The organism is Pantoea leporis (genome assembly GCF_028048155.1).
Lineage (GTDB): Bacteria > Pseudomonadota > Gammaproteobacteria > Enterobacterales > Enterobacteriaceae > Pantoea > Pantoea leporis.
In genome coordinates, this window is the sequence record NZ_JALMEU010000003.1 from 107572 (window position 1) to 127788 (window position 20217).

Here is a 20217-nt window from a genome sequence, read left to right on the forward strand (position 1 = left end):
AAGCCGCGCAATGGTTAATCTGGCTAAAATACAAAAGTATTAACCCGCCTTGATTTCAGTTTGCGGCCACTTGCTTTGCAATGCGAAACAGGTTTAATGGGCCTTTTGCCCATTTTGGTCCGTTGTTTCATTTACAAGGATGCCCAGATGCCATTGCAAAGAACTCTGCTTGCCTGTTGTTTATCCATGACTTTTTCCGCCTTCGCCGCGCCGGCTGGAGATTTACCGCTGATGCCGTGGCCACAAAGCGTTGTCCAGCCAGGCGGCGGCGGGGCGTATGCGTTAACACCGCACCTCACGTTGCATATCTCGGGCGATCATCTGGAAGGTGCTGAATCGCGCTGGCGCGCGCGCATTGCGCGGCAAACCGGCTGGCCGCTGCTGCCGGCCAGCGCATCCAGCGATCATCCCAGCATTCAGGTACAAATCGCGCAGGCGGTTGATCCGCTTCCCCAACCAGACAGCGACGAAAGTTATCATCTGCTGGTTAACAGCGATGGCGTCTTGCTGGAAGCCAACACGCGCTTTGGCGCGATGCGCGGCATGGAAACCGTGCTGCAGCTGATTGAAAACACCGAAAACGGCACCGAAATTCCCTACGTCACCATTGATGACAAACCGCGCTTTCCGTGGCGCGGCGTGCTGATCGATTCGGCGCGCCACTTCCTGCCAATTGAAACCGTGAAACGACAAATCGACGGCATCGCCGCCGCGCGTATGAACGTGTTTCACTGGCACTTAACCGACGATCAAGGTTGGCGATTTGCCTCCAGCCACTATCCGCAGCTGCAGGAGAAAGCCAGTGACGGCTTGTACTACACGCAGCAGCAGATGCGCGATGTGGTGCGCTACGCCACGCAGCGCGGCGTACGCGTGGTACCGGAAATCGATCTGCCCGGTCATGCGTCGGCGATAGCAGTAGCGATGCCGGAGTTAATGAGCGCGCCGGGACCGTATCAGATGGAGCGCGGCTGGGGCGTGTTTAAGCCGCTGCTCGATCCCAGCAACGAAGCGGTATTTCGCTTTATCGACACCTTAATGGGCGAAGTGACGGCGATCTTCCCCGATCCCTACATCCACATTGGCGGTGATGAGGTTGATCCAACCCAGTGGAATGATTCCACACGCATTCAGCAGTTTATGCGCGACCACGGTTTAAAGGATACGCATGCGCTGCAAGCCTGGTTTAATCAGCGCGTTGAGAAAATCCTCGAAGCGCATCAGCGCCGCATGATCGGCTGGGATGAGGTTTACCATCCTGATCTGCCTAAAAGCATTCTGATTCAATCGTGGCAAGGACAGGATGCGTTGGGCACGGTGGCGAAAAACGACTTTCGCGGCATTCTCTCCACCGGTTTCTATCTCGATCAGCCGCAAACCGCCGCCTATCACTATCGCAATGAACCCTGGCCGCAGGGGCTTAACGGCGCGGATCAGGTGCAGGCAGGTGAGCAGGCGCAGAGCTGGCAATTCACCATGCCGCGTTTGAAAGGCAGCGCGCTGAAAGGCAGCTTTACCCTGATAGAAGGGAAAAACGGCTGGCGCGGCTTTATCGATTTCAGCGGCAAAGCGCGTCGCATGGTCAGTGATATCCGCTGGCTGTCGCCCACACAGCTGACGTTCAGCGTCGATACGTGGATGGGGCCATTCCAGCCGATGGTGACGCTAACGCAAGACAAGCTGACCGGTTATATGCTGGTGGGCAACGTGCGCTATCCCGCAGAAGGCAGCAAGTTGCCTCAGGTGCCAACCGGCATTACGCCATCGCTGCCGACGCCGCAACAGATGCAGAACAACCTGATTGGCGGCGAAGCGGCACTGTGGGCGGAGAACGTTAACAGCCGGGTAATCGACACACGCCTGTGGCCGCGCGCCTTTGTGGTGGCGGAGCGTTTATGGTCGGCGCAGGATGTCACCGACAGCGATAACATGTATCAGCGCCTGAGCGCGGTGGATCGCTGGAGCACTGTTTCTGTCGGCTTGCAGCAGCATCAGCAGGCTGAAGTGCAGATGATGCGACTGGCGAACAGCAGTGACATCACGCCGCTGCGCATATTGGCCGAAGTGCTGGAGCCAGCGCAATACTACACGCGCCAGCATCTGAAATTTCAGGCGGGACATTACGACTATTTTGAACCGCTCAATCGTTTGGCGGATGTGTTGCCGGCCGAGAGCAATGCGGTGCGTGTGCTGGATAAGCAGGTGGATCGCTTGATCGCCAATCGCGCCGATCATGCGGCGGCGCATGCCATCCGTCAGCAATTGCAGCGCTGGCAGAACAACAGCGATGCGGTGATGCCGCTAATTCTGGGCAGCTATCAGCTCAAGCCGCTGCAGCAGCAAGTACAGCAAGTAGCAGAGTTGAGCCGAATGGGACTGGATTTGGTCAATGCGCTGGAACGTAATCAGGCGTATGGCGCAGGTGAGGTGGCGCAGATGCATACGCAACTGGATGCGGCAGCGCAGGTGCAGGATGAAACAGTGCTGGCGCTGGTGCGGCCGCTGGAGAAGTTGTTGCGATCGTTTAAATAAATATTGTGCTGGCTGTCCCCCATCCCGGCCTTCCCCCGCAAGCGGGGGAAGGAGATGCTGCCACATGCAGCTTCAATACTGACATGTGGCAGCATCTTCCTCCCCCATTTATGGGGGAGGACCGAGGAGGGGGACAGCCAGCACTAACCAAATCAACGACGTACCGCAATCGCCTCGATCTCAATCTTCACATCTTTCGGCAGGCGCGCCACTTCCACGCACGAACGCGCCGGGAAGCTGGCGTTGTGCTCGGTGAAGAACGCTTCATAGGTCGCGTTCACGGTGGCGAAGTCATTCAAATCCTTCACAAACACGGTGGTTTTCACGATATCGCCCACTTTCAGGCCGGCGGCTTCGACAATCGCCTTCACATTTTCCAGTGATTGACGTGCCTGCGCGGAAACATCGTCGGCAACGGCGCCGGTGGCCGGATCAACCGGGATCTGGCCTGAAGTGATGATCATGCTGCCGAGATCCACGCCCTGCACGTAAGGGCCAATCGCTGCGGGTGCGTTTGAAGTAATGATTTCGCGAGACATTGTTTCTCCTTGAAAGTGCGCGGCCGACCGATGTCCGCCGCGAAATGAATCGTCCCATTATAGGGACGACGCGGGCGATTACCAGTGACCGAGCACCACGTGGCGCGCGAACTCTTTCTCGCAATATTTGCACTTCAGATGCACATCATCTTCACGCTTTTTCACCGCAAAACTGGTGAACACCGGCTCGTTACGGCTGATACAGTTGCTGTTCGGGCAGGTCAGCACGCGGTCAATACGATCCGGCAAGGTGGGGGCGATCTTCGCCACCACTTCGTATTCGTCAATGCGGTTTACCGTGGCGAGCGGCGCATACACCGCCAACTGATTGATCTGATCATCGGTCAGGAAGGTATTTTCGATCTTGATCAGATCTTTACGGCCCATCTCGCCCGACGGCAAGTTGAGGCCGATGGTGATGCGCTGATCGGTTTCGGTCAGACGAAACAGCGAAAGTAACTTAAAGCCGACCTGCGCCGGGATATGGTCAATCACCGTGCCGCGTTTGATGGCTTCAACCTGCAATTTATTATCGTGAGTCATCGCTTTCTCCTTACAGTGCCAGTTCGCGATTCAGTACCAGCGCCAGCAGCGCCTGGCGAGCGAAGATGCCATTTCCAGCCTGCTGAAAATACCAGGCGTGCGGCGTGCTATCCACGTCGGTGGTGATCTCGTCGATACGCGGCAGCGGATGCAGCACTTTCATGTTGTCGCGCGCACCGGCTAAATCAGCGGCACGCAGAATGAACTGTGCTTTAACGTTGGCGTATTCCGACGGATCGAGGCGCTCTTTCTGCACGCGCGTCATATACAGAATATCGAGTTCTGGCATCACTTCTTCGATGGTGTCGTGGCGTGACCAGGCAATGTTCTGCTCATCCAGCATATCGGTGATGTACGCCGGCATCGCCAGCGCATCCGGCGCGATAAAGAAGAAGCGATTGCCATCGAACTTCGCCAGCGCCTGCGTCAGTGAATGCACGGTGCGGCCATATTTCAGGTCGCCGACCATTGCCACATTCAGGTTATCCAGGCGATTTTGCGTTTCGCGGATGGTGAAGAGATCGAGCAGCGTTTGCGTTGGATGCTGGTTAGCGCCATCACCGGCGTTGAGAATCGGAATGCCGCCGGAGAATTCCGTCGCCAGACGCGCTGCGCCTTCCTGCGGATGACGCATCACGATGGCATCAACGTAAGTCCCAATCACCGAAATGGTATCGGCGAGGGTTTCGCCTTTCTTGCCGAGCGAGGTGTTGCTACCGTCGGCGAAGCCCACCACTGACGCACCGAGACGATGCATCGCGGTTTCAAACGACAAACGCGTACGCGTTGAAGCCTCAAAGAAGCAGCTGGCGATCACATTGTGTTTCAGCAGCTCCGGCTGGGGATTGGCTTTCAGCTGGGCAGCGGTATGCAGCACCAGCTCCAGCTCGTCGCGGTTGAGATCGTTGATGGAAATAATGTGCTTGCGATATAGCGGGTTGGCCATAGCGTTCTCCTCTGCGCTGCCGGATTGCGGACAAAAAAAAAGCCCCTGCTTAAGGGGCTTTTTTTACGATCGATTGATGACGGAAAGAAACAGATGCGCCGCCCGCTGTCAGGCGTCGTTGAGCGTCAAATTGTGCGCTGCGCTGTTGCATGTTTCCTCCGGCAAATTGGGCCGCATTATACGCATTCACTGATTTGCATCAAGCAAATATCGCGCGCGAGGTAAACGTTTGCGGCGCCACCAATCATAGCTTGCCGAGCGTCGCGACCATCACCGCTTTAATGGTGTGCATGCGGTTTTCAGCCTGATCGAACACGATGCTGTGCGCAGATTCAAACACCTCATTACTCACTTCCATGCCATCGTGCAAACCGTGCTGCTCGGCCATTTGACGGCCCAGCGTGGTTTTGTCGTCATGGAAGGCCGGTAAGCAGTGCAGGAACTTCACCTGCGGATTGCCGGTCAGCGCCAGCATCGCGCTATTAACCTGATAAGGACGCAGCAGGGCGATGCGATCTTCCCACACCGATTTGGCTTCGCCCATCGACACCCACACATCCGTGTAGATGAAGTCGGCACCTTGCACCCCTTCAGCGATATCTTCAGTCAGGGTGATTTTGCCACCGGTTTGCTGTGCGGCCACGCGGCATTGCTCCACCAGTTCCGCTTCCGGCCAGCAGCCTTTTGGCGCCACCAGACGCAGATCCATGCCGACCAGCGCAGCGGCTTCCAGCATGCTGTTGCCCATGTTGTTGCGTGCATCGCCGACGTAAACCAGCGTCATTTCATTCAGCGATTTACCCGGCAGATGCTCCTGCATTGTCAGCAGATCGGCCAGCAGTTGCGTGGGATGGAATTCGGTGGTCAGGCCGTTCCACACTGGCACGCCAGCGAATTCCGCTAAGGTTTCCACCAGTTCCTGGCCGTAGCCGCGATATTGAATACCGTCATACATGCGTCCCAGCACGCGCGCGGTGTCTTTCATCGACTCTTTATGGCCAATTTGGCTGCCGCTTGGGCCGAGATAGGTGACGTTAGCGCCCTGATCGTAAGCGGCAACTTCGAAAGAGCATCGGGTACGAGTCGAGTCTTTTTCGAAGATGAGCGCGATGTTTTTGCCTTTCAGGTACTGCGTTTCGCTGGCATTTTTCTTTGCGTGTTTTAATTCACCTGCCAGACTCAGCAGAGAATCGATTTCGGCTGGGGTGAAATCCAGCAATCTCAGGAAATGTCTTTGATGTAGCTGACTCATACAGCGCTCCGGATGCCTACATTAAATGAATTAAAATTCAATCTAACCGTATGAATATGCATTTTCAACCCCAGCGCTAAGAAACTTGTTGTTTTGTGTAGTGGCGCGCGAGGCAGTGTGGGAAAATAATTGAATTCAGCCGAATATTTGAGGACACACCCATGGCATATGAAGCATTGCTGGAAGAACAGCGCGAAGAGACGCGACTGATCATTGAAGAGTTGCTGGAAGACGGCAGCGATCCAGATGCGCTTTACACTATTGAGCATCATCTCTCCTGCAACAACTTCGACTCGCTGGAGAAGGTCGCGGTTGATGCCTTCAAGCTGGGCTACGAAGTGAGCGAGCCAGAAGAGCTGGAGCTGGAAGACGGCACCACCGTAATGTGTGTGGATATCCTGAGCGAAGGCGCGTTGAAGCCAGAGCTGATTGATGCGCAGGTTGAGCAGCTGGTGAATCTGGCGGGCAGCTACAACGTCGATTACGACGGGTGGGGCACCTACTTTGAAGATCCTGATGCCGAAGATGAAGACGACGATGGCGAGTTCATCGACGACGAAGAAGACAACGGTGTGCGTCACTAAGCATGACTGGGCGGCACTCGCCGCCCTGAACACGTTTCCCCGTAAGACAAAAGACTGCCCATGAATTACGCTCCGCTATTAGAACCGATCTATCAATTCCTGCATTGCCGCACGCCACAAGCGTGGATTGATGAAGCGCGCAAGCCGGAAAATCTGACGTTGCTGCTCACCGATCACATGGTTTGTGAATTGAAAGCCGCGCAAACCGCGGTGTTCATCATCCGTAAATACGTGGCGGATAAGCCAAGTGGTGATGCCATTCTGGCGTGGCTCAAGCCGTATGAAGATTTTATCTACCGCGACGAGCAGGACGGTAACTTTATCAATGCCCACAAGAATCTGACCAAAAGCATTATCGTGCGCAACGAGCTGCCGTGGGCCGATGATTTGGTGGAGATGATGGTGCTGCTGGTGAAAGAGGAGCTGCACCACTTCTATCAGGTGTGGGAAATCATGCAGTCGCGCGGTTTGCCGTATCGCAAAATCACTGCCAGCCGCTATGCCAAAGGTTTGATTCGCGAAATTCGCACATACGAGCCGGAAGCGCTGGTGGATAAGCTGATTTGCGGGGCGTACATCGAAGCGCGATCCTGCGAACGTTTCGCCAGCCTGGCGCCGTATCTGGATGAGCAACTGGAGAAGTTCTATATTTCGCTGCTGCGCTCGGAAGCGCGTCACTATCAGGATTACCTGAAGCTGGCGCAGCAGATTTCGCCGAAGGAGATTGCGCCTCGCGTGCAGGTGTTTGGCGAGGCAGAAGCGCGCTTAATCAGCGAGCCGGATGGCGAACTGCGGTTTCATAGTGGAGTGCCGGCGGTTTAGGTTTGTGCGCGCTGTCCCCCATCCCGGCCTTCCCCCGCTAGCGGGGGAAGGCCGGGATGGGGGACAGCGAGCACACACAGCGAGCACATCACAACACCTTCAGCATCCGCACTTCACAATCCACATGCCCGGTACAACCCATCGCGCTCTCAATCAGCTCAAACCCCAACGACTCATACAACTTAATCGCACGCGTCAAACTGCCGGTGGTTTCCAGATAGCAGCGCTGAAAGCCCTGCTGACGGGCGAATTCCATGGCACGCAGCGCCAGATCGCGCGCCAGACCTAAGCCGCGCACTTGCGGCAGGAAATACATTTTCTGCAGCTCACAGATATCCGGCGCGCTACAGGCCAGCGGTGCAACGCCGCCGCCGCCCACCACCACACCATCATGTTCGACAATCCAGTAAGCGCTGTTGGCTTCGCTGTAGAGTTCGAACAGGCGATCGAGATGGGGATCGGACACGGTGTAGCCTTTATCCGCCGTCAGGCCAAATTCGGCTGACACATCACGGATCACCTGCGCAATCAGCGGGTTATCGGCGGCTGAAATGGGGCGCACCTTTAAATTGATGGGAGCGTCGCTGGTCATCATTATCTTCCGGTATAAAAAAGCCGGGCAGTGCCCGGCTTCGATTAAGCAGTTGGACTGAAGCGCTTACAATGCCGCAATCACGCCCTGCTGTTCAAACAGTTTTGCTTTTGATTGCTCAAGCTCAGCCACGCGCTCACGCTCTTTGGCGACAACCGCTTCCGGCGCACGTGAGACAAAGCCTTCGTTCGCCAGCTTGGTCTGGATCTTCTCAATTTCGACATCAAGTTTCACCAGCTCTTTCGCCAGACGCTCCAGCTCGGCTTCTTTGTTGACCAGATCCGCCATCGGAATCAGCAACTCAGCGCCTTCAACAATCTTGGTGACCGAAACCGGGCCTTTCTCGCCTGCAGGCAGAATGGTCAGGCTTTCCAGACGCGCCAAACGCGACAGGAAGGTGCGGTTCTCTTCGACGCGACGCTGCGCGGCGGCAGAGCAGTCACGCAGCAGCACGTCGAGCGGCTTGCTTGGTGCGATGTTCATCTCAGCACGGATATTACGTACCGCGACGATCGCCTGCTTCATCCACTCGATATCGGCTTGCGCCTCGGCATCCTCTTTCGCCGCGTCATACTGCGGGAACGGCTGCAGCATGATGGTATCGTGATCGATGTTTTTCAGGCCTTTCACACGCTGCCAGATGGTTTCGGTGATGTAAGGAATGATCGGGTGCGCCAGACGCAGCAGCGCTTCCAGCACGGTGACCAGCGTATTACGCGTACCGCGCAGTTCCGCTTCGCTACCGCTGGTCATCACCGGCTTGGTCAGCTCCAGATACCAGTCACAGAACTGGTTCCAGGTGAAGTCGTACAGAATGTTGGCCGCGATATCAAAGCGATAGTTATCCAGCGCTTCACGGTAGGCTTTTACGCTGCGGTTGAATTCGCTCAGAATCCAGCGATCCGCCAGCGACAGCTTCATTTCGCCGCCATTTTGTCCGCAATCCTGCTCTTCGGTATTCATCAGCACGAAGCGGCTGGCGTTCCACAACTTGTTGCAGAAGTTGCGGTAGCCTTCGAGGCGCTTCATATCCCAGTTGATGTCACGACCGGTAGAAGCCAGCGCGGCAAGGGTGAAGCGCAGCGCATCGGTACCTGAAGGCACGATGCCGTCCGGGAACTGCTTTTCGGTACGTTTGCGGATCTTCTCAGCCAGCTGCGGCTGCATCATGTTGCCGGTACGTTTCTCCAGCAGATCTTCCAGCGAAATGCCGTCAATCATATCCAGCGGATCGATGACGTTACCTTTCGACTTGGACATCTTCTGGCCTTCTTCATCGCGGATCAAACCGGTCATATAAACGGTTTTGAACGGCACCTGCGGCTTGCCGTTTTCATCTTTGATAAAGTGCATGGTCAGCATGATCATGCGCGCAATCCAGAAGAAGATGATGTCGAAGCCGCTCACCAGCACGCTGGTTGGATGGAAGGTACGCAGCGCTTCGGTGTTCTCCGGCCAGCCCAGCGTCGAGAAGGTCCACAGACCGGACGAGAACCAGGTATCCAGCACGTCGTCATCCTGGCGCAGCGCCACATCGGCAGCCAGATTGTTTTCCTGACGCACTTCGTCCTCGGTGCGGCCAACATAGACGTTGCCGTCGTTGTCGTACCATGCTGGGATGCGGTGTCCCCACCACAGCTGACGTGAAATACACCAATCCTGAATGTCACGCATCCATGAGAAGTACATGTTTTCGTACTGCTTCGGCACGAACTGGATATCACCGTTTTCTACCGCTTCAACCGCGACTTTCGCCAGCGGTGCGGTGCGCACATACCATTGGTCGGTCAGCATTGGCTCGATCACCACGCCGCCGCGATCGCCGTAAGGCACGGTGAGGTCGTGCGGTTTGATCTCTTCCAGCAGGCCAATCTCATCAATGGCGGCAACCATCGCTTTACGCGCGGCGAAACGCTCCATTTTCTGGAACTGTGCCGGGATGTCGTCTGCGCACGCGTCGCTGACTTCGCCATTGGTATCGAACACTTCCGCGCGCTCGCGGATGTCGCCATCAAAGGTCAGAATGTTGATCATCGGCAGCTTATGACGACGACCCACTTCGTAGTCGTTGAAGTCATGCGCAGGCGTGATCTTCACGCAGCCGGTGCCTTTTTCCATATCAGCGTGTTCATCGCCAACGATCGGAATACGACGGTTCACCAGCGGCAGGATCAGCTCTTTGCCGATCAGATCTTTATAACGCGGATCTTCCGGGTTAACCGCGACGCCGGTATCGCCCAGCAGGGTTTCCGGACGCGTGGTCGCCACCACCAGATAATCTTTGCCTTCAGCGGTTTTCACGCCGTCAGCCAGCGGATAGCGGATGTGCCACATCGAGCCTTTGCTCTCGCGGTTTTCCACTTCCAGATCGGAGATTGCGGTACGCAGTTTTGGATCCCAGTTTACCAGGCGTTTGCCACGGTAAATCAGGTTCTCTTTGTACAGGCGGACAAACACTTCGCGCACGGCGTTGGACAGACCTTCGTCCATGGTGAAGCGCTCGCGCTCCCAGTCAACCGAGTTGCCGAGACGACGCATCTGGCGAGTAATGGTGCCGCCGGATTCCGCTTTCCACTGCCAGATTTTGTCGATGAATGCATCGCGGCCATAATCCTGGCGCGTTTTGCCCTCTTCAGCGGCGATTTTGCGTTCTACCACCATCTGCGTGGCGATACCGGCGTGATCGGTACCGGCCTGCCACAAGGTATTTTTACCCTGCATGCGCTGGTAGCGAATCATGGTATCCATGATGGTCTGCTGGAAAGCGTGACCCATATGCAAGCTGCCGGTGACGTTCGGCGGCGGGATCATGATGCAAAAGCTTTCCTGGCTGGTATCGCCATTCGGTTTAAAGTAGCCCTGCTGTTCCCAGTGCTCGTAGAGCGGCTGCTCGATATCTTGCGGGTTATATGTCTTTTCCATTTCTACACTGTCGTTTGCGGCGAGGGTGGCGTCGCCGTATTCAATTGGAAACCAACGCTGCGATAGGCTTTGTAGCGATCGCGCGCCAGTTGTTTTAGAGATTCTTCATAAGGAACGAAGTCTATCACTTCATGGAAACCAGTAGCAAAATCTGCGAACTGTGGCAGAAGGCTGATCAGCAGATCGCGCGGTGAACTGCCGCGACGCTGTGGCCAGGCCAGCTCAACCGGAGCGCCGTAGCGCGGGCCTTCTCCAGCCAGGTTGTGCGGCACAAAGGCGTTAGCCGGAAGTTGCCAGAGCGCTTCATCCAGCCGATTGGCTTGTTCTTCGTTTTCACAGGCAATCAGGATGCGTTTGCCGTCACGCCAGCGTGTTTCGGCAAGAGAGCACACCAACGCTTCGATGGCGGTTAGACCATCGCCGGCGCTCTCAGACTCCATCACATAGAAAGTGGCGTTTTTCATGGGATCCTTTGGATGAGAGGGGGAGCTGGGTGCTTGCTGTCCCCCACCTCGGTCCTCCCCCACAAGTGGGGGAGGAAGATGCTGCCCTATGTTAGTTGTGAATTCGCATGTAGCAGCGTCTCCTTCCCCCACTTGTGGGGGAAGGCCGGGATGGGGGACAGCCATTACCAAATCAATCGTCGCCGTTCAACCCTGCGCGATTCAGCAGGAACTGCGACAGCAGCGGTACCGGACGGCCGGTTGCGCCTTTGGCTTTACCGGAACGCCATGCGGTACCGGCGATATCCAGGTGCGCCCAATTAAACTTACGCGCAAAGCGCGCGAGGAAGCAGGCGGCGGTAATCGCACCGCCAGGACGGCCGCCAACGTTCGCCATATCAGCAAAGTTGGATTCCAGCTGCTCCTGATACTCATCCGCCATCGGCAGACGCCAGGCGCGGTCGCCGGACTGCTCAGATGCGCTGATCAGCTCGTGTGCCAGCGGATTATGGTTCGACATCAAACCGCTAACGTGATGACCCAGCGCAATCACGCAGGCGCCGGTCAGTGTGGCCACGTCAATCACCACTTCTGGCTCGAAGCGTTCAACGTAGGTCAGCGCATCGCACAGCACCAGACGGCCTTCGGCATCGGTATTCAGCACTTCAACGGTTTGACCTGACATAGTGGTCAGCACGTCGCCCGGACGCATCGATTTGCCATCAGGCATGTTTTCACAGCCCACCAGCACGCCCACCACGTTCAGCGGTAAATTCAGTTCCGCCACCATGCGCATCACGCCGTAAACGGACGCCGCACCGCACATGTCGTACTTCATCTCATCCATGGAATCGGCGGGTTTGATCGAGATACCGCCGGAATCAAAGGTTAAGCCTTTGCCGACCAGCACGATGGGGCGCGCTTCCGGATCGTGATTGCCTTTGTACTCAATCACCGACATCAGCGATTCGTTGTGCGAACCTGCGCCAACCGCCAGATAGGCGTTCATCCCCAACTCTTTCATCTGCTGTTCGCCGATGACGCGGGTGGTGACATTTTTGCTGTACGCATCCGCCAGCTGACGCGCCTGCGACGCCAGATACGCGGCGTTACAAATATTTGGCGGCATATTGCTGAGATCTTTGGCGGCTTTCACACCGGCAGCTACGGCCAAACCGTGCTGAATGGCACGCTCGCCGCTGGTAAGTTCACGGCGGGTCGGCACGTTGAACACGAGCTTACGCAGCGGACGGCGCGGCTCGACTTTGTTGCTTTTCAGCTGATCAAAGTTGTAGAGCGCTTCTTTAGAGGTTTCGACCGCCTGGCGCACTTTCCAGTAAGTATTGCGACCTTTGACGTGCAGTTCAGTCAGGAAGCACACCGCTTCCATTGAGCCGGTGTCGTTCAAAGTATTGATTGTCTTCTGAATGACCTGCTTATACTGGCGCTCATCAAGCTCGCGCTCTTTACCGCAGCCGATCAGCAGGATGCGTTCGGAGAGGATATTCGGCACATGGTGCAGCAGCAGCGTTTGGCCCACTTTTCCTTCCAGTTCACCGCGGCGCAGCAGGGCGCTGATGTAGCCATCGCTGATTTTATCCAGCTGCTCAGCAATGGGTGACAAACGGCGCGGTTCGAAAACGCCAACAACAATGCAGGCGCTACGCTGTTTTTCCGGGCTACCGCTTTTTACACTGAACTCCATGCACTCTCCTGAATCTTAAAGACAACGGCCTTGGCTGTCGTTAGAATGTAGCGCGCTCGTAACTCATTAATTCGTTGCGACGCCATGACAATTCAACGCCGGTAGTCATAATGAGTGGTGGTGACAAGTATGTTGTTTTTTCACCACACTAACGCGTTCGTCATACTATTTTAGCTACGATGACGGCCATTGATGAAGAAAAATGGCTGATAAGCGTTGAAACTAGCGATTTTCCTGCAAAAAGACAAGTTATCACAGGCGTACTAAGCGTGATCATCATTAGATATCTGGTTCGGGAAACGCTCAAAAGCCAGCTGGCTATCCTCTTCATCCTGCTGCTGATCTTCTTTTGTCAGAAGTTAGTGCGGATTTTGGGAGCTGCGGTGGATGGCGAAATTCCAACAAACTTAGTTCTGACATTGTTAGGACTCGGCGTGCCTGAAATGGCACAACTTATCCTGCCCCTAAGCCTATTTCTGGCGATTTTAATGACCCTTGGGCGGCTGTACACCGAAAGTGAAATCACGGTGATGCATGCCTGCGGCCTGGGCAAAAGTGTGCTGATTAAAGCCGCGATGATCCTGATGCTTTTCACCTCGCTTGTGGCGGCGGTCAACGTCATTTGGTTAGGGCCATGGTCATCACGTTATCAGCAGGAAGTGACGCAAAACGCCAAATCAAACCCAGGCGCGGCGGCGCTGGCGGCTGGGCAGTTCCAGACCTCCAGCGACGGCAATGCGGTGCTGTTTGTTGAAGATGTGAAGGGCAATACCTTCGGCAACGTGTTCCTGGCGCAGCTGCGTCCCAAAGGCAACGCGCGTCCCTCGGTGGTGCTGGCTGATAGCGGCCACATGGAGCAACACAAAGATGGCTCGCAGGTGGTGACGCTGGATAAAGGCACGCGTTTTGAAGGCACCGCCTTGCTGCGTGACTTCCGCATCACGGACTTCGTCAACTATCAGGCGGTAATAGGCTACAAAGAAGCCACGCTCGATCCGAACGATGCCGATCAGGCGGATATTAGCACGCTGCTCAAGACCAAAACCCCGCAGTTCCAGGCGGAGTTGCACTGGCGCTTGACGCTGATCTTTGCCGTCCTGGTTATGGCGTTGATGGTGGTGCCGCTTAGCGTGGTGAACCCGCGTCAGGGCCGCGTGCTGTCGATGCTGCCTGCCATGCTGCTGTATCTGATCTTCTTCTTACTGCAAAGTTCTCTGCGTTCCAACGCCGCGAAAGGCCGCTTCGATCCGGCTATCTGGATGTGGGTGGTGAACTTCTCCTATCTGGCGCTGGCGGTGCTGCTGAACATGTGGGATACCGTGCCGATGCGTCGCATCCGCGCGCGCTTTAGCCGTGGAGGATCGGTCTGATGTTTAAGGTTCTTGACCGCTATATCGGCAAAACTATCTTTAACACCATCATGCTGACGCTGTTCATGCTGGTGTCGCTGTCGGGCATTATCAAGTTCGTCGATCAGCTGCGGAAAACCGGGCAGGGCGCTTACACCGCGCTGGACGCCGGTTACTACACGTTGCTCAGTGTACCGAAAGATATCGAAATCTTCTTCCCTATGGCGGCGCTACTGGGCGCACTGCTCGGTTTGGGCACGCTGGCGCAGCGTAGTGAACTGGTGGTGATGCAGGCATCGGGCTTTACCCGCATGCAGGTGGCGCTGGCGGTAATGAAAACGGCGATTCCGCTGGTGCTGTTGACCATGGCGGTGGGCGAATTCGTTGCACCGCAAGGTGAACAGATGGCGCGTAACTACCGTGCGCAGCAGCTGTACGGCGGCTCGCTGGTTTCAACGCAAAACGGCCTGTGGGCGAAGGACGGCAACGACTTCATCTACATCGAGCGCATCAAAGGTGATAACGAGATTGATGGCGTCAGCATCTACAAGTTCAGCGATCAGCGCCGTTTACTCAGCGTACGCTATGCGGCGAGTGCCGCCTGGGATGCGGATAAAAAGGTCTGGGCGCTGTCGCAGGTCGATGAATCGGATCTGCAAGATGCCAAACAAATTACCGGCTCGCAAAGCCTGAGCGGCGAATGGAAAACCAACCTGACGCCTGACAAGCTCGGCGTAGTGGCGCTGGACCCGGACGCGCTCTCGATCACCGGCCTGTATAACTACAGCAAATACCTCAAGCAGAGCGGCCAGGTTGCCGGGCGCTACCAGCTGAATATGTGGAGCAAAATCTTCCAGCCGCTCTCTGTGGCGGTGATGATGCTGATGGCGCTGTCGTTTATCTTTGGTCCGCTGCGAAGCGTATCAATGGGCGTGCGCGTGGTGACGGGGATTAGCTTTGGCTTCCTGTTCTACGTGTTGGACCAGATTTTTGGCCCGCTAAGCCTGGTATACGGTTTGCCGCCGATTCTGGGTGCGATTCTGCCGAGCGGTGCGTTCTTCGCCATCAGCTTGTTCCTGCTGATGAAACGCCGCTAAGCCTTGTAAGGTCGCCATTCATGGCGACCTTTTTACTGAATACGCTCGATCCAACCCGGCACCTGCGACAACACATACAAAATCAGCCCAATCGTCCCGCCAACCAGCGTACCGTTAATGCGGATAAACTGCAGGTCGCGGCCGATATTCAGCTCAATTTGCTGCGACATATCGCGCGCATCCCAGCTTTTCACCGTATCGCTAATATGGCGCGTCAGGAAGGCAGCAAACTCCGGCGCCACGCTGCGTGCGGCATCTTCCAGATGCTGATTCATCGAGGCGCGCAGCGCTTCGTCAGCCGCCAGCGTCTCGCCCAGCCACAGCGCGGCCAGTCTGACGCGCTCCTGCACCCGTGAATCCTCACTATTTAGATCGTCTTTCAGCCAGCCCCGTAAATCCTGCCACAGCTCGCCAATGTAGCGATTGAACGACTCATCTTCCTTCAGCCAGCTCTTGATGTTTTCAGCACGTTCCGCCATTTCGGGATCGCTTTTCAGCCGCTCAATCAGCCGCTGCACCGCGCGGTCGAAGCCCAGGCGCAACTCATGCCCCTGATCGAGCGCGACCTGATCGAGTATCGAATCCACCGCATTCGCCACCAAATCGGCGCTGTGTTCGCCCAGCCATTCGGTGGGCAGCATTTTGGCTTTGATCGGATGTTCGCGCTTGAGCCAGCGCACAATCTGCGCGGCGATAAACTCGCGCGTACCGGGCTTATGCAGCAAGCGCAGCAGCTGTTGTACCGCCGCATCCAGCAGCTCCTGATGGCGATTATTTTTCGTCAGGCTATCCAGCAGCAGCGCGCTGGATTGGGTGAGATCGACCTTATCCAGCGCGCGATGCACCGCACGGCGCAGAAAGCGCTGAATGCGTTGGTCATCGGTGAGATCGAGAAAACCGCGCATCACCTGTAACAGATGGCGACCAATGCGATCGGCGTTGCCCGGCGTGTTCAGCCACTGCGCCAGCATCTGCGACGGATCGTGGCGGCGAATTAGCGCCAGCAGCGAATCGGTATCGAGGAATTTCTCCTGCACGAAGCGACCCAGATTCTCGCCAATGCGATCTTTATTGCGCGGAATAATTGCCGTATGACGTGAGATAAACGGCACCGGCACGCGCCGGAACAGCGCCACCACGGCGAACCAGTCGGCTAATGCGCCGACCATCGCCGCTTCTGCGATTGCCTTCAGTCCGAGCACCCAAAAGTTGGGCGGCAAAAACAGCGTTACAATAAAGGTGGCTGCCGCAATCAGCAGCAGTGACAGCGCCAGACGTTTGCTGCGCTTAAGTTGTTGGAATTTATCCATAGTTCCTTAAATACCCTAAACAATTCGAGTTGCAGGAAGACATACAGCTAACGCACCTGCGGCTTGAAGTATGCCGGGTATTAGCGACGGCGGCCGCCAAGAAGGCTTCCTAATACACCTCGAATGATCTGATTGGTGACCTGGCGCGCGGCACTCTTCGCCACGCTCTGCACCACGCCGTCGCGCTTGCCGCCGCGTGGGCCAGTGGTGCCGAACAGAATGTCCTTCAGACCGCCGAGAATACCGTCATCAACGGCGACCTTGTTGCCTTTGGCTTCCGGCGCATTGGCTTGCTGCGTGGTGGCCTGCACGCCTTTTTGCAGCATTTCGAACGCCGACTCGCGATCGACTTCGCTATCGTATTTACCGTACAGCGGCGAATTGTTGATCAGGCCATTGCGTTCATCCTGCGTAACCGGCCCCATGCGCGATCCGGGCGCAATCACCATCGCCCGCTGCACCATCGATGGACTGCCTTTTTCATCGAGGAAGGAGATCAGCGCTTCGCCGGTGCCGAGCGCCTGAATCGCCTCGACGGTATCAAACGCCGGATTGGCGCGCATGGTTTCGGCGGCACTTTTTACCGCTTTCTGATCTTTCGGGGTAAAGGCGCGCAACGCATGCTGCACGCGGTTGCCGAGCTGGCCCAGCACGTTATCGGGAATATCGGCGGGATTCTGCGTAACGAAATAGACGCCAACGCCTTTCGAACGGATCAGGCGAATCACCTGCTCAACTTTCTCCAGCAGCACCGGCGGCGCGTCGGTAAACAGCAGATGCGCTTCGTCGAAGAAAAACACCATTTTCGGCTTATCGAGATCGCCAGCTTCGGGCAAGTGCTCATACAGCTCGGCCAGCAGCCACAGCAGGCTGGTGGCGTAGAGTTTCGGCATTTGATAAAGCTTTTCTGCCGAGAGGATGTTGATAAAGCCTTTGCCGTTGCTATCGCAGCGCATCCAGTCGCGGATATCCAGCATCGGCTCGCCAAAGAAGTGCTCGGCACCTTGCTGCTCCAGCGCCAGTAATCCGCGCTGAATCGCCCCAACGGACGCGCTGTTGATGTTGCCGTATTGCGTCTGGAAGGCTTTGGCGTTGTCGCCGATGTATTGCGTCATGGCGCGCAGATCTTTGAAATCCAGCAGCAACAAGCCCTGATCGTCGGCGATGCGGAAGATGATTTGCAGCACGCCCGATTGCACGTCGTTAAGGTTGAGCAGCCGCGCCAGCAGCAGCGGGCCGAGATCGGATACCGTGGCGCGCACCGGATGGCCTTGCTGACCAAAAATATCCCACACCATCACCGGATTTTTCTGCGCCTGCCAGTCGCTGACGCCAATCTTCGCCAGACGCGCCAGCAGCTTCTCGGATCCTTCGCCTGCGGCGGAAATGCCGGTGAGATCGCCTTTCACATCGGCCATAAACACCGGCACGCCAATATCGGAGAAGGATTCCGCCAGCTTTTGCAGCGTAACGGTTTTGCCGGTGCCGGTAGCGCCGGTGATCAAACCGTGGCGGTTCGCCATGTTGGAGAGAAGATGCAGTTGAACGTCAGGCGTTTGGGCAATCAGTAACGGAGTGGTCATGATTTTTTCGCTCTCAGGCAATAGGTTATGCCAGAAGGATAGCAAGCGGCGCGCGAGGAGGGAGGAGGATTGTGCCGAAAAAGGCGTAATTATGTGCCTGCTGTCCCCCATCCCGGCCTTCCCCCGTAAACGGGGGAAGGAGATGCTGCCACATGCAGCCTCAGCACTGACATATGACAGCATCTTCCTCCCCCATTTATGGGGGAGGACCGAGGAGGGGGAATGCGAGCACAATCCAAAACTACTTCTGCACCGTATCAAAAAACAGCAAACTCACACCAATCCCTTGCTGCACATGATTCACGTTATTCCGCACCGCAACCTGCTGCGCGCCCTGTAGCGTCACCACAAACGGTGAGTTCTGCTGCACGGTTTTCTGCAAATCGGTATAGAGCGCACGGCGCTTAACCGCATCGCTTTCACCGGCCGCTGCGCGGGTTTTCGCACTCAGATCCGGAATATCCCAGCCGACGCGCCACGCCAGGGTTTTGGAACCGCCCGGCACGTTATAGGCAAAGGCGCTGGCGTTGGTGTTTGGATCGACATAGTCTGCGCCCCAGTAAATGAAGATCGACTGGAAATCGCGACCGCGCATTTTGCTCCACAACTCCGATTCCGCCACCGGCTGCAACTCAATCTGCACATCCGCTTGGGCGAAGCTGGCCTGCAGCGCCTGCGCCACGTCAATGTAGGGCGGCTGATTGATCACCGTCAGCGCAAACTTCGTCCCCGGTTTGATGCCGCCTTTGGCTAAAATCTCTTTGGCTTTCGCCACATCGTAGTGGAACGGCTGATCGTCCAGCGCGCCGTCAAAACCCTGCGGCAGGAAGCTCTGATGAATGCGGTACTGACCTTTAAGCAAATCCTTCGAGATGGTGTTGTAGTCCACCAACCAGCGCGCGGCTTGCCACAGCGCCGGATTGCCCAAGGCCGGTTGCGCTTTGTCTTTGGTATTGAAACCGAGGTAGTAAACCAGGCTCGATGGGAAGGCTTCAATGCGCAGATTCTTGTCGCTCTTCAGCGCATCAATTTGATCCGGGCCAAGCTGATACGCCACATCAACATCGCCTTGCTGAATCAGCAGACGACGCGCACTGGCATCCGCCACGCCTTTCAGCAGAATGCGTTTCAGCTTCGGCTGCGGATTCGCTTGTTGGTTAGCGCTCAGCACCAGCGCCTGCTGTGGCACATATTGCTGAAGGATAAATGCGCCGCTGCCGGCGGAATGGGTATGCAGCCAGCCGTTGCCGAGATCGTTATTGGCGACGTGTTGCTGCACGGTTTTGCTATCCACCACCGAGGCCACCGGCGCGGTCAGCAGGCGCAACGCCAGATTCTGACCAATCTGCGCTGGCCACTGAATCTCCAACTGATGGTCATTCAGCACTTTGAACTGGCTGGCGATGTTTTCATTGGTCCAGCCAAATTCGGCGAGGATGAAAGAGGGCGCTTTGTTCAGCTGCACCGCGCGCGTCAGTGAGAAGATCACATCCTGCGCCGTCACCGGATTGCCGCTGGAGAAGTGTGCGTTGGGTTTGATGTTGAACACTAAGCTGTGCGGCGTGCTGCCCTGTTGCCAGTGGGTGGCCAGCAGCGGTGCCAGCTTCTGCGGATCATGACGATCTGCCTCCACTAATGTTTGGTAGATGTTGCGCTGCACGCTGTTACTGACGGTTTCGAAGCTTTCAGCGGGATCGAAGCTAATAATGCCGTCGAGCGGGACGGCGACGACAAGGGTATCTTTCGGTGTGGCGGCGTGCAGTGCAAAACTGCTGCCCCATAAAGCGACGAGCAAAATCAGTGAGCGCATTGTTATTGTCCTGAGTGATAGATAAATTCACTCTATCTCTGCCGTCGCTTTGGCAAAATGCCGGTTTGTTCTGAGCTGTGCCGGAATATTACAATTGATTACCAGGGGGAATTATTGCGTTTATTTTGTGCGCGACTTGTCATTTCCGCTAAATAGATCGTTCATCTGCTGGTCAATAAAGTAAATAA

Annotated in this window: 16 protein-coding genes; 5 read left to right on the forward strand and 11 right to left on the reverse strand. The window is 56.2% G+C overall.

What is annotated here, in order from left to right; translation table 11 throughout:
- Window positions 1-147: 147 nt before the first annotated feature.
- Complete coding sequence (locus MWH02_RS11410) at window positions 148-2532, forward strand: beta-N-acetylhexosaminidase (protein ID WP_271460660.1); 2385 nt, start codon at window positions 148-150, stop codon at window positions 2530-2532.
- A gap of 152 nt (window positions 2533-2684) precedes the next feature.
- Here MWH02_RS11410 and ridA read toward each other — a convergent pair whose 3' ends face one another.
- From ridA to argF, 4 genes are all read right to left on the reverse strand, one after another.
- Entirely contained in the window at window positions 2685-3071 is a 387-nt protein-coding gene (gene ridA, locus MWH02_RS11415; RefSeq protein ID WP_271460661.1) for a 2-iminobutanoate/2-iminopropanoate deaminase, read from the reverse strand.
- 78 nt (window positions 3072-3149) lie between these two features.
- Window positions 3150-3614, reverse strand: coding sequence for an aspartate carbamoyltransferase regulatory subunit (gene pyrI / locus MWH02_RS11420; RefSeq protein WP_007886734.1), 465 nt, complete (start codon window positions 3612-3614; stop codon window positions 3150-3152).
- A gap of 10 nt (window positions 3615-3624) precedes the next feature.
- Window positions 3625-4560, reverse strand: coding sequence for an aspartate carbamoyltransferase (pyrB, locus tag MWH02_RS11425; RefSeq protein ID WP_137385077.1), 936 nt, complete (start codon window positions 4558-4560; stop codon window positions 3625-3627).
- Window positions 4561-4804: 244 nt separating this feature from the next.
- On the reverse strand, window positions 4805-5812 hold the full coding sequence (argF, locus tag MWH02_RS11430; protein ID WP_217549204.1) for an ornithine carbamoyltransferase: 1008 nt from the start codon (window positions 5810-5812) through the stop codon (window positions 4805-4807).
- 161 nt (window positions 5813-5973) lie between these two features.
- On the opposite strand from argF, the gene rraB reads away from it, so the two are divergent.
- Window positions 5974-6396 carry a ribonuclease E inhibitor RraB gene (gene rraB, locus MWH02_RS11435; protein WP_008104254.1) on the forward strand — a complete coding sequence of 141 codons (423 nt, stop codon included), beginning with the start codon at window positions 5974-5976 and terminating at the stop codon, window positions 6394-6396.
- 60 nt (window positions 6397-6456) lie between these two features.
- Entirely contained in the window at window positions 6457-7218 is a 762-nt protein-coding gene (gene miaE, locus MWH02_RS11440) for a tRNA isopentenyl-2-thiomethyl-A-37 hydroxylase MiaE (RefSeq protein WP_101762230.1), read from the forward strand.
- Between the two features lie 88 nt (window positions 7219-7306).
- Here miaE and MWH02_RS11445 read toward each other — a convergent pair whose 3' ends face one another.
- The 4 genes from MWH02_RS11445 to pepA form a co-directional block, all read right to left on the reverse strand.
- Window positions 7307-7810, reverse strand: coding sequence for a GNAT family N-acetyltransferase (locus tag MWH02_RS11445; RefSeq protein WP_110868053.1), 504 nt, complete (start codon window positions 7808-7810; stop codon window positions 7307-7309).
- A 66-nt stretch (window positions 7811-7876) separates the two neighbouring features.
- Window positions 7877-10732 (reverse strand): valine--tRNA ligase, encoded by a 2856-nt coding sequence (locus MWH02_RS11450; RefSeq protein ID WP_101762228.1) that lies wholly within the window; start codon window positions 10730-10732, stop codon window positions 7877-7879.
- Window positions 10733-10734: 2 nt separating this feature from the next.
- Entirely contained in the window at window positions 10735-11196 is a 462-nt protein-coding gene (locus MWH02_RS11455; protein ID WP_110868052.1) for a DNA polymerase III subunit chi, read from the reverse strand.
- A gap of 172 nt (window positions 11197-11368) precedes the next feature.
- Window positions 11369-12880: a leucyl aminopeptidase gene (gene pepA, locus MWH02_RS11460; protein ID WP_271460662.1), complete on the reverse strand. Its 1512-nt coding sequence runs from the start codon at window positions 12878-12880 to the stop codon at window positions 11369-11371.
- A 269-nt stretch (window positions 12881-13149) separates the two neighbouring features.
- On the opposite strand from pepA, the gene lptF reads away from it, so the two are divergent.
- Together lptF and lptG are read left to right on the forward strand one after the other, a co-directional pair.
- Window positions 13150-14250: an LPS export ABC transporter permease LptF gene (gene lptF, locus MWH02_RS11465; protein WP_110868051.1), complete on the forward strand. Its 1101-nt coding sequence runs from the start codon at window positions 13150-13152 to the stop codon at window positions 14248-14250.
- Window positions 14250-15326: an LPS export ABC transporter permease LptG gene (gene lptG, locus MWH02_RS11470; RefSeq protein ID WP_101762225.1), complete on the forward strand. Its 1077-nt coding sequence runs from the start codon at window positions 14250-14252 to the stop codon at window positions 15324-15326. Before lptF ends, lptG begins: the two co-directional genes overlap by 1 nt.
- A 32-nt stretch (window positions 15327-15358) precedes the next feature.
- On the opposite strand, the gene MWH02_RS11475 is transcribed toward lptG, so the two are convergent.
- From MWH02_RS11475 to MWH02_RS11485, 3 genes are all read right to left on the reverse strand, one after another.
- Window positions 15359-16636, reverse strand: coding sequence for a DUF445 domain-containing protein (locus MWH02_RS11475; RefSeq protein WP_271460663.1), 1278 nt, complete (start codon window positions 16634-16636; stop codon window positions 15359-15361).
- A gap of 80 nt (window positions 16637-16716) precedes the next feature.
- Complete coding sequence (locus MWH02_RS11480; RefSeq protein WP_101762223.1) at window positions 16717-18219, reverse strand: helicase HerA-like C-terminal domain-containing protein; 1503 nt, start codon at window positions 18217-18219, stop codon at window positions 16717-16719.
- A gap of 241 nt (window positions 18220-18460) precedes the next feature.
- Window positions 18461-20029: an ABC transporter substrate-binding protein gene (locus MWH02_RS11485; protein WP_271460664.1), complete on the reverse strand. Its 1569-nt coding sequence runs from the start codon at window positions 20027-20029 to the stop codon at window positions 18461-18463.
- Window positions 20030-20217 lie beyond the last annotated feature (188 nt).